Origin of the sequence: Sphingomonas sp. TDK1 (assembly GCF_001650735.1) — a bacterium.
GTDB lineage: Bacteria > Pseudomonadota > Alphaproteobacteria > Sphingomonadales > Sphingomonadaceae > Sphingomonas.
Genome location: NZ_LXVY01000031.1, coordinates 34,554 through 41,295, shown reverse-complemented (window position 1 = coordinate 41,295; position 6,742 = coordinate 34,554). Strand labels below are relative to the sequence as shown.

The window sequence follows — 6,742 nt, the reverse complement described above, 5'->3', positions numbered from 1 at the left end:
GCGGGGAACACCGGACGCTTACCCCGGTCCGACATTGTCGGAGGGTGTAGCCGAGATGCTGGCGGATGCGGTCGCCTCGGGCAAATCGTTGGAAGAGGCCGGCGTCGATTTCGTCAAGGCCCATCGTCCATCCTCAATCATCCAGCGTGCTGCCACGGTCGAGGAAGTCGCCAACCTGTGCGTCTACATCGCCTCTCCACAGGCGTCCGCGACCACCGGTGCGGCGCTACGCGTTGACGGCGGTGTGGTGAATACGATCGCCTGACTTTCAGTTTGTCCTATCCCGATTGGGAAGGGCGGCCAGCACTACCAATGCGCGAGTTGCACGACATACGGCAAGGCGGGTGCCGTTTCCCGAACTGCTTGTCGAGCGTGGCGAAACGGAAAGCCAGACCGCCAGAAAATCGACCGGGGCTGTTGAAAAATGCGCCGCTGGTGGCCGGTCCGGTTGAGGGCGAGATGACACCCCAAGGTTTCGGGATCCCGTCTCGCATGGGATCCCAATCGGAACGGGGGCCGCGGTAGCCAACGTCAGCTATGCGCCTTGCTTTACCCAAAAGCGGCCGGTCCGCTAACCACCAGAATTTCTAGGTTCCGTTACCGACCTCCCGCCAGGCTAATCCGGTTACCAAGATGGCGAAAGGCGCGATCACGACAGGTAAGCAGGATGACCTGCATTCGCGTTGCTGCCTCCGTCAGAATCTCGGTCATAAGATCGAGGCGGGTATCGTCCGAATAGACCAGCGGGTCGTCCAGGATCAGCGAGACCGGCATGCCCTGCTCGAGGAGCATGTCGGCAAAGGCAAGCCGCGTGAGGACTGCCAGCTGTTCCTGCGTGCCCCTGGAGAGATCGCCGCAACCCTCGGCTAATCCGCCCCGCGCAATCGACGCCAGGCCAAGGTCGTCGCCAAAGCCGGGGTCCGCGCCCGGCAGCAGCCGTTCGATGTGCCGGCGCGCACGCCGCGCCACAGGCCCGACGAACGTCCGTGACGTCTCGGCGCGTGCGCTCTCCAAAGTGTCGCGAAGCAACTTCAGCGTTTCGGCTTCCTGCGTCACACGTGCCAGATTGGCAGCTGCGGCATCAGCCTCCTCACGCGCAACTGCGGCGCGGTCGGCCAGCCCCTTGCCGCCTTCCGCCTCGATCCGCGCCTCGAGCCCGGCAATCACCTTTTCCAGGTCGGTACGCTGGGCCCGGGCCACCTCGACCCGCTTGTCCAGCAGTCCGATCTGCCGTTCGATCGTCACAACGTCATGCGCAGTCGCCGCGCGTTCGGCATCCTGCAGGTTGACGAGCGCTGCCGCCTCCTGCTGGCGCGCATCGCGCAAAGCGTCGTCAAGCGAGGCCACCTCGGACTTGGCTTCCAGGGTGGCAAGCTGGGCCGCGACATTCAGCGCATCCCGCTCGGCGCCAGCTTCCTGAACCATCAATGGAGCATTGCGCGCCTCCACCTCGCGCAACTGCTCGGATGCCACCGCATCGACACCTTCAGCCTTTGCCAGCGCTATATCCGCCTCACGTGACGCGATCGTCAGCGCCTCGACGTCTGGTTCTTCGCCACTCCCCTCCCCTTCCGCGCCTTCCCGCAATCCGGCGATGAAAAGTTTCAGGGCCGAAGCACCCGCCTCGACGTCGAGCAGCGTCACGGCAGGCGTGATCCCGGCGATCCGCGCTTCAAGCGTGCGAAGGTTGGCGACCGCGTCTCGTGCCGCCTCGTTACGATCACGAGCCGCAGCGACACTCTCCACCCCGTGCTCAGCCAAGGCTGAGTTCAGATCATCGGTCGCATTGGCGAGTGCCGTCTCGGCGCCTTGCAGCCCGACCGGCGGACGGATGATCAGTTCGGCATCGCCCAGTCTGATGCGCGTCTCGCGAGACAGCATGCGGTCTCCACGCTCCGCCGCAGCTCCGTCGATCGTCAGACCGCTGACATCACCGGCGAACTCTATCCGCGTCGCACCGGCATCCATAGCCGCCCGCGCCTTGTCCACGGCACGTTCACGTTCTTCGAGGGCCTTGATGACGGTGGCAGGGATCGTCGCAGTCGCGAGCTGTCGCGTCGCTTCGTATTCGGCCTCCAGCCCAACCAACTCGGTATAACGCCGTCGTGCCTCGCCGATTGCCCCCCGGCGCTCGCGCTCCGCAGCCCGAATCCGAGCAGCATCAAGTGCCGCGTGAGCGGTCCGCCGAGTGTCACGAGCACGGGTTAGCAGCTCACGGGCTATCCTCGCTCTTTCCTGTGCGGCCGCCAGCTCCCCGACCAAGCCGGATCGACTATCCCGTGCCTTGCTGAGCGCCGTAGCCGTGTCGCTGACAGCTTTGCGGGCGGTTGCGAGGCGCGATGCGAGATCCTCAAGGGCCCTGACGCGTTCGACAAGGCGGCCGTGCTCTGCGCGGCGTGTGTCGAGCAGCTGAGCGGCAGAGCGCGCCACATCGAGCTGGCCTACCAGCGTCCGACGCTGCTCAGCATCGGTGGTATCGGCAAGATCGCGGTCTAGCACCTTTAGCCGCGCTCGCGCAGCCTCGAGATCGGAGAAGCCTTGTTCCAAGGCGGCAAGCCGAGTGGCCGCCTCGCTCGCGGCGCGTTGTGCTGCCTCATGCTCGTCGCGTGCCGCGGTCTGGCGACCGGTCGGCCGACCGCTGTTGGTCCAGTATTCCGCGAACTGGCTGTCGATGCGGGGACGAACACGCTGGTAGGCGGCACCGCCCATGATCGTGCCGACCTCAGCTTCCAGCGTAGCGCGAACGCTGTCGCGCACGATCTCACCCGGCGCCGTCACTTCAAGCGCCTGTGCCTGCCCGACCCACAGCAGGCCGAGTGCGCCGTGGGCGGCCGCGTCGCCGCCCTGGCTGGTGTCGCGACGCGCACCGAGCAGTGCTTGCAGCTGCGCCTCGGCATCCTCGCCCTGCGCACGCCCGTTCGGTCCCCGAACCTCAACCGAAGCACTTTTCAGGAAGCGCTTGCTGACTTCCCACGCCTCACCTTTCGCCTCGAAGCCGATCTCGATCTGCGGAGCGACGGCCTCACCGTAAGGCGCATAGCTACGCGCAAGCCGGTTGGCGGTGTTGTGCCGGATGAAGAAGGCGGCGCGCATCGCTTCCAGCAGCGTCGACTTACCAGTTTCGTTGGGCTCGATGATGACGTTGAGCCCGTTGGTCAGCCCGTCGAGCACGAAGGGGTCGCGGTATTTGCGGAAGTTTGAAAGCGCAACGCGCCGGATTCGAAGGCTCATGCCGCGTCCTGCCCACGCTGATGTTCCACAAACAGGCGCTCAAGCGCGCGCCTGGCAATGGCGCCGTCGCTGCCACCGGCCTCTATCATGCTCATCAGCTTGCCCGCGGCCGTACCTATCATTCCCTCGACCCGCAGGTCTGCCAAATCCTGTTCGCTCGGCCGACCGACGAGATCGTCGGCGGTAACCACCAGATGGCGCAGGCGATGGCGCAGGTCATTGTCGAGACGCGCAAGGATCGCGATACGATCGGACAAACTGACGATACCCGAGAGCGAGAGCTGCAGGAGGGTTGCCGATGGTTCGACCTGCGCAAGCAGCCGGTCGCACTCGGCGGCAAAGCCCTCCGCGTCGGCCACCGTCCACGAGCGCATCAGCCACTGGAACCTGCCAGTACGGATTGGCGATACCGACGGCTCCGCCCCTGCCTCAAGCGTCACGAGCAGAGCGTAGCCCGGCTCATCCCGCTGGAAGCGGTCGGTTTCTGGCGTTCCTGAGTACCAGGTGCGCGCATCGACCCTGAGGCTCCCGTGCCAGTCGCCGAGCGCAAGATAGTCGAGGTTGGAGCGCTGCGCGCGATCAGGTGCGATCTGGTTCTGCGCCTCGCCGCGCGACGAGAAGTCGCGGATCGAGCCGTGAGCGAGACCGATGCGCGAGCGCGCGCCTGGCGTCTCCATCGTGTCGAACAGCGCGGTTGGATCGTCGAGATTGTGCCGGTGGGTTAGCGGTGCCGGCAGCAGCCACTGCCCGGGCTCCAACTCGCATGGCACCGGCTCGGCGAGGACGCGGACATTGGCGGCGCCCTTGGCGCGGACACGGTCCCACAAGCCGCTATTGCGGGCGAAGTCGTGGTTGCCGGGCAGCAGCCACCAGGTACAGGCATAGCGCTGCATTCGCGATACCGCCTGCACGATCACACGGTCTTCTGGTCCTTCGGTATCGAACACATCGCCGGCGACCAGTACGTGCCTGACCTCATGCTCCGCTGCCGCCTTGCCGATCGCGTCAATCGCATCGAATCGGGCTTCGCTGAGGGCAGCGCGCACATCGCTGTCGAAGCGGCCGTATGGCTTGCCGAGTTGCCAGTCTGCTGTGTGGATCAGGCGTAGCATCGAAACCTTCTGGCGGTGTGGGCCATGGCAGTCGAGCCGAGCCCCCTACCCGCTCCCCTAACCCTTGACCGTACGAAGTCAGCGGATCGCGACAACCTTGACCTCGACGGCGTCGGCGACCTTCTTCCAATTCTGGTCGCTGGTCCATGCGGGCAGACCGTCGCGCCGTGCGAGTGCCAGGCAGAAACGGTCACCGAGACTGAGCCCCGCCTCGGCTGTGGCCGCCCGCAACCGCCCAGCGATCTGCGCGAGCGCCTTGTCGGCCGGCACGACCGTCAGCGGCAATGGATCAAGCATCGCATCGACTTCGCGCTCGGGCATGCCGGCATGGACGAAGTGGCTGACGACCTCGGCATAGTTGACGCTGCTCACTCGCGCGCCACCGATTTCCGCCGCAACTTTTGCCGCGCCGCGCTCGCCCTTGAGCATCGCGATGATCGCAGACGCGTCAAGCACCACGCTCATTCGCCGCTCTCTTCCCGACGTCGGGCGAGAAAAGCGTCAACAGAAGCGTCAGGGTTACCGCCGGTGTACTGCTTGGCCAGGGCTTGGGCACGTGCCACTGCCTGACTTGCTGTTCGCAAGACCACACCATCTTCGGTTTCGTCGAGGTAGACCGCACCACCGCCACTCAGACCGAGGCGCTTCCGGACGTCCGCTGGCAGACTCATGCGCCCGTTAGGGGTAATATTAATTTGCAAGGTCATGTTAGCACGTCAGCCCCGATGCACCACTTCGATGCAATATAGCTAAAACGTCCGCCTACGACAACAATGTCGCTCTTGCGCCTATCTTCCACTCCAATGTCATGCTTGTCCTTACGTGTCACACCGCTACGATCCTGCCAGATGCGCTTTTTAGGAGGTGCGTTTTGGGTATACCCGTATAGCACTACCGGGTCTCAGTACACTTTCCGTGTGCTACAGGTTCAAAGGTACCACTCTCAATTTTGGTGCGTTTTGCATGCGATGAGCTAGCTATAAAAGACCATACGCACCGATCCATAGATCCGAAGCGCCCGATCATCGTCGACCCGTAAGACGGGATCGATTTCTTTCTCGCCAGTAGCCCGCGGTGTGTCACGTGGCACACCGTTGGTCGCGGAAGCCGAACCTCGCGCCGCGATCCACGCGGTAGCGGCGTCGATGCGTTTCAAGGCGGGCGCTGGGGCTACCGCACCGAACGGCCACGGTGCCGGCGGGCCCGTGTTCCTCGCGAAGGGCACACCATCGGACTACCTGTGGATCCCGGACATTTGAAAGTTTGGCCGCTCCCCGGATGGATGGGGCGAGACGTACGTGTCGCGCCGCTGGTCGTCGGTGTGAACACGCTCGCGGCATCAAGCACCAACTCTCCGGTCGAAAGCCCACAACCTGCATGACACGGCGTTGAACGTCATGTACCCCGTCATCATGGGTATGCTCCAACAACCATGTTCGCGCCATCTGGCGATATGGTTCGCGGTGCTCGCGATCGCAGCAAGACTCGTCGTCCCGAGCGGCTTCATGCCGCAGAGGGCGGGCAACCACGTGGTCATGGCGGTTTGCACGAGCTCTGGTCCGCTGGTGACCCTCGTTCAGGTTCCGGGTGCGTCGACGGACACGCGCGACGGCTCCGAATCCATCCGCCCTGCGTCACCGTGCTCGGTCTCCGCCACGGACACCTCGATCTGCTCGGCGGTCGATCCGGTCCTACTGACTGCCGCCCTCGCTTTCATCATCAAGACGTCGATCTTCCACGCCGTACGAAGCACTGTGCCGGCTCCTCCACGTCTTCGTCCTCCACTACGGGGACCACCCTCGACCCGCTAGGCATCGGTCAGGCGGCATCCTCTGCGTCCGCCGCCTCCAACCATAATTCCATGACCGATGGAAGATTCGAAAGGTCGCATGACGCCTCCGGTCCGCGGATGGCGCGCGACCAGACTCGACCTAAGCGAGGAACATACCTTCATGCTCAGCCAACGTCACAGCGAGACAACGCTCGCAGCCATCAGCACCAAACGCTTCCTGCTCCTGGCAGGGCTTGTATCGATCCTGATCAGCGTCGCCACTTGGACGTTGGATCTCACACAGGCGACCTACGCCTGTCCGTTCTGTCGAGTCCAACGTTCGGCGATCGGTATCCTGGGGATACTGATTCTGCTTCTCCCGTACGGCAATCGGTTCTTCCTCCGGTATGCCGCAGTCGCTGTTGCCACGCTCGGGTTGGGCGTCGGCATGATGCAGAACTTCAATGGCGGCTGGCTCGCGATGTTCAAAGGGACGTTCAAGCTTCATGATCCGATCTGGTTCGACTCGACGATCCTCTCGTCGTGCGCCATCGTGATCATGTCCTTTCAGCTCGGGATCATCTTCGAGGTCTCGGCGAGGCAGACGCTTCGGACGGAGAGGGCCTGA

6 protein-coding genes are annotated in these 6,742 nt (G+C 64.0%); 2 read left to right on the top strand and 4 right to left on the bottom strand.

The features are described 5' to 3' along the window. Positions 1-265, top strand: a 265-nt coding sequence (locus A7X12_RS16570) for an SDR family oxidoreductase (protein ID WP_157105628.1), incomplete at its 5' end; no start/stop codon positions are given. A 332-nt stretch (positions 266-597) separates the two neighbouring features. Here the strand turns inward: A7X12_RS16570 and A7X12_RS16565 are convergent. The 4 genes from A7X12_RS16565 to A7X12_RS25190 form a co-directional block, all read right to left on the bottom strand. Further along, positions 598-3,231, bottom strand: coding sequence for an AAA family ATPase (locus A7X12_RS16565; protein ID WP_061780453.1), 2,634 nt, complete (start codon positions 3,229-3,231; stop codon positions 598-600). After that, positions 3,228-4,343 (bottom strand): metallophosphoesterase family protein, encoded by a 1,116-nt coding sequence (locus A7X12_RS16560; protein WP_043061447.1) that lies wholly within the window; start codon positions 4,341-4,343, stop codon positions 3,228-3,230. Before A7X12_RS16560 ends, A7X12_RS16565 begins: the two co-directional genes overlap by 4 nt. 78 nt (positions 4,344-4,421) lie before the next feature. Further along, positions 4,422-4,808 carry a type II toxin-antitoxin system VapC family toxin gene (locus A7X12_RS16555; RefSeq protein ID WP_043061448.1) on the bottom strand — a complete coding sequence of 129 codons (387 nt, stop codon included), beginning with the start codon at positions 4,806-4,808 and terminating at the stop codon, positions 4,422-4,424. Further along, on the bottom strand, positions 4,805-5,050 hold the full coding sequence (locus A7X12_RS25190) for an AbrB/MazE/SpoVT family DNA-binding domain-containing protein (RefSeq protein WP_022676113.1): 246 nt from the start codon (positions 5,048-5,050) through the stop codon (positions 4,805-4,807). The genes A7X12_RS16555 and A7X12_RS25190 overlap by 4 nt, the downstream gene beginning before the upstream one ends. 1,245 nt (positions 5,051-6,295) lie before the next feature. Here A7X12_RS25190 and A7X12_RS16550 point away from each other — a divergent pair. Next, positions 6,296-6,742 (top strand): disulfide bond formation protein B, encoded by a 447-nt coding sequence (locus A7X12_RS16550; RefSeq protein ID WP_156477765.1) that lies wholly within the window; start codon positions 6,296-6,298, stop codon positions 6,740-6,742.